Source organism: Deltaproteobacteria bacterium (assembly GCA_009930495.1).
GTDB lineage: Bacteria > Desulfobacterota > Desulfovibrionia > Desulfovibrionales > Desulfomicrobiaceae > Desulfomicrobium.
Map to the genome: position 1 here is coordinate 1 of RZYB01000326.1, position 1,902 is coordinate 1,902.

At 65.3% G+C, this 1,902-nt stretch carries 2 protein-coding genes; one reads left to right on the forward strand and one right to left on the reverse strand.

Annotated features, from left to right (window positions below):
* A partial coding sequence (locus EOL86_14320; protein ID NCD26747.1) for a hypothetical protein occupies positions 1-276 on the reverse strand: 276 nt, incomplete at its 3' end.
* A gap of 186 nt (positions 277-462) precedes the next feature.
* Here EOL86_14320 and EOL86_14325 point away from each other — a divergent pair.
* On the forward strand, positions 463-1,902 hold the full coding sequence (locus EOL86_14325) for a PLP-dependent aminotransferase family protein (protein NCD26748.1): 1,440 nt from the start codon (positions 463-465) through the stop codon (positions 1,900-1,902).

The window sequence follows — 1,902 nt, forward strand, 5'->3', positions numbered from 1 at the left end:
CGGCGGCATGCCCAGCTTCATGCCCACGAAGAGCAGGGAAAAATACCCCACGCCAATGCAGGCCCCGGCCCCGAGAATGAGCCGCCAGGGCATGCCGTTACGCCCAAAGAGGAAAACGGCCGGAAAGGCGGTGATGGTGAAGCGCAGCCCCGCGAAAAAAAGCGGCGGCAGATCCTGCAACCCCAGCCGAATGACCAGAAAGTTGAGGGCCCAGACCAGAACCACGGCCAGAGCCAGGGCCATGTCCCGGCCGGTCATCGTGGATTGAACGTGCATTGAAGACTCCTTGATCGGTTTGCGCGCGGCGCGGGCATGCAAACCGCGCTGTGTGACAGTGACGAAAAACAGGCTCGCGGACCGCGCCAGGTCGAGAGCCCAGACAGGCTTGGAATCTGCGCCGCGTTCTGTCATGATGACAGCGACAGTTTTTATCTTTTTTATCAATACAGATGAGGAAAACCCATGGCAGGATATCGAGGTCCGGCAGAACCCCTGCGCTATCAAATCGTGGAGCAGCGCATTGTTGCCCTGATCGAGTCCGGCGCGCTGGCCCCTGGGACAAAGGCACCGTCCCTGCGTGAAACCGCGCAAAGCACGGGCGTGTCCCTGACCACGGCCACCCAGGCCTATGCCATTCTGGAACAGCGCGGAGTGCTGGAGGCCCGGCCGCGCTCGGGCTATTTCGTGCGCCGTCAACCGGACAACCTGCCCTCCGCCGGAACGCCCCAAAGCGAGGAACCCGCCGTGCACGTGGTGCGCAGGGGCGAACTGATCCGCCGGGCCATGGACGTCATGGGCCGCGAGGGCATCCTGCCCCTGGGGCTGGCCCAGGTCAGTCCGGAACTTCTGCCGGACAAGGACATGGGCCGCGTCCTGGCCTCGGTGCTCAGGCGGCAGCCCACCCGCAGCGCCAACTACGGGCAGGTGGCCGGATGTCCGGAACTGCGCCGCCAGATCGCCCGGCGGCTGGCCCTGGCCGGAGTCAGCGCCGCGCCCGAGGAGCTGATCACCACCTGTGGCGCCACCGAGGCTCTGTCCATGGCCCTGCGCGTGCTGACCCATCCGGGCGACACCGTGCTCATCGCCGCGCCGACGTACCATTTCTTTTTGCAGATGATCGAAGTGCTGGGCCTGCGGGTGGTCGAAATCCCAAGCCACCCGGCCACCGGCATCAGTCTGCACGAGCTGACTGCCGCCCTGGACCGTTTTTCCATCGCGGCCTGCGTGCTCTCCCCGACCTGGAACAACCCGGACGGCAGTCTGATGGCCGCCGACGACAAGCGCGCCCTGGTCGAAATACTGACGGCCAGAAACGTGCCGCTCATCGAGGACGACGTGTACGGCGACATCACCTTTCAGGGCGCGCGCCCTCCCGCGTGCAAGGCCTTTGACCGCCACGGCGTGGTCACGCTGGTGTCCTCGTTTTCCAAGGCACTGGCCCCCGGCTACCGCACGGGCTACCTGCTTCCGGGGCAGGGATTGGGTGGTCGGATGCTGGAACTCAAGGCCATGACCACCTTTGCCTCGGTCACGCCCGTGGAACTGGCCGTGGCCGAGTATCTGGAGAAAGGCTTGTACGAACGACATCTGCTACGCCTGAACCGCGCCTTGCGGGAACAGGTCGACGCCATGCGCGCCGCCGTGGCCCAATACTTTCCACCCGGAACCAGGGCCACGCACCCGCGCGGCGGCTTCATGCTCTGGGTGGAACTGCCCGAAGACGCGGCCACCGGCACGACCCTCTACCACCGCGCGGCAGCAGAAGGCATCGGCATCTCGCCAGGCATGCTTTTCGGCATGACAGACCGCTTCGAGCGCTTCGTACGCCTGAATTGCGGGCTGGTCATGGATGAAGAGGTCCGGAGGTCACTCAAGAGGCTGGGGCAGTTGGCGCGGGGGTGA

Bases quoted from the DNA above. Each gene is read 5' to 3' on its own strand.
- EOL86_14325 (NCD26748.1), top strand. From the start codon at position 463: ATGGCAGGATATCGAGGTCCGGCAGAACCCCTGCGCTATCAAATCGTG.